We start from the raw sequence: 1,862 nt of genomic DNA, 5'->3' as shown, positions 1-1,862 counted from the left end.
CTTCAGAACTAACACAGTGGACGCGAGCAACTGAGGACAAGCCCTCGGCCTATTAGTACCAGTCAGCTCCAACCGTTACCGGTCTTCCACACCTGGCCTATCAACCCAGTCGTCTACTGGGAGCCTTACCCCATCAAGTGGGTGGGAGTCCTCATCTCGAAGCAGGCTTCCCGCTTAGATGCTTTCAGCGGTTATCCCTCCCGAACGTAGCCAACCAGCCATGCCCTTGGCAGGACAACTGGCACACCAGAGGTTCGTCCGTCCCGGTCCTCTCGTACTAGGGACAGCCCTTCTCAAGACTCCTACGCGCACAGCGGATAGGGACCGAACTGTCTCACGACGTTCTAAACCCAGCTCGCGTACCGCTTTAATGGGCGAACAGCCCAACCCTTGGGACCGACTCCAGCCCCAGGATGCGACGAGCCGACATCGAGGTGCCAAACCATCCCGTCGATATGGACTCTTGGGGAAGATCAGCCTGTTATCCCCGGGGTACCTTTTATCCGTTGAGCGACGGCGCTTCCACAAGCCACCGCCGGATCACTAGTCCCGACTTTCGTCCCTGCTCGACCCGTCGGTCTCACAGTCAAGCTCCCTTGTGCACTTACACTCAACACCTGATTGCCAACCAGGCTGAGGGAACCTTTGGGCGCCTCCGTTACCCTTTAGGAGGCAACCGCCCCAGTTAAACTACCCACCAGACACTGTCCCTGATCCGGATCACGGACCCAGGTTAGACATCCAGCACGACCAGAGTGGTATTTCAACGACGACTCCACACACACTGGCGTGCATGCTTCACAGTCTCCCACCTATCCTACACAAGCCGAACCGAACACCAATATCAAGCTATAGTAAAGGTCCCGGGGTCTTTCCGTCCTGCTGCGCGAAACGAGCATCTTTACTCGTAGTGCAATTTCACCGGGCCTATGGTTGAGACAGTCGAGAAGTCGTTACGCCATTCGTGCAGGTCGGAACTTACCCGACAAGGAATTTCGCTACCTTAGGATGGTTATAGTTACCACCGCCGTTTACTGGCGCTTAAGTTCTCAGCTTCGCCCTGTCGAAACAGAGCTAACCGGTCCCCTTAACGTTCCAGCACCGGGCAGGCGTCAGTCCGTATACATCGCCTTACGGCTTCGCACGGACCTGTGTTTTTAGTAAACAGTCGCTTCTCGCTGGTCTCTGCGGCCACCCCCAGCTCACGGAGTAAATCCGATCACCAGGAATGGCCCCCCTTCTCCCGAAGTTACGGGGGCATTTTGCCGAGTTCCTTAACCATAGTTCACCCGAACGCCTCGGTATTCTCTACCTGACCACCTGAGTCGGTTTAGGGTACGGGCCGCCATGAAACTCGCTAGAGGCTTTTCTCGACAGCATAGGATCATCCACTTCACCACAATCGGCTCGGCATCAGGTCTCAGCCTTAACGTGTGACGGATTTGCCTACCACACGGCCTACACCCTTACCCCGGGACAACCACCGCCCGGGCTGGACTACCTTCCTGCGTCACCCCATCGCTTACCTACTACAAGTCTGGATCGTCGGCTCCACCACTCCCCTTCACCCGAAGGATCCAGGGCGGCTTCACGGACTTAGCATCGCCTGATTCGATATTGGGCGTTTCAAAGCGGGTACCGGAATATCAACCGGTTGTCCATCGACTACGCCTGTCGGCCTCGCCTTAGGTCCCGACTTACCCTGGGCAGATCAGCTTGACCCAGGAACCCTTAGTCAATCGGCGCACACGTTTCCCACGTGTGTATCGCTACTCATGCCTGCATTCTCACTCGTGAACCGTCCACAACTCGCTTCCGCGGCTGCTTCACCCGGCACACGACGCTCCCCTACCCATCACAGC

1 rRNA gene is annotated in these 1,862 nt (G+C 56.9%); it reads right to left on the bottom strand.

What is annotated here, in order from left to right:
* Positions 1-32: 32 nt before the first annotated feature.
* Positions 33-1,862: ribosomal RNA gene (locus B7P34_RS35800) — 23S ribosomal RNA — on the bottom strand; the annotation flags it as partial.

It is taken from the genome of Streptosporangium nondiastaticum (genome assembly GCF_003011965.1).
GTDB classification, from domain to species: Bacteria; Actinomycetota; Actinomycetes; order Streptomycetales; family Streptomycetaceae; genus Streptomyces; species Streptomyces nondiastaticus.
This window is presented reverse-complemented; position numbering and strand designations above follow the sequence as displayed.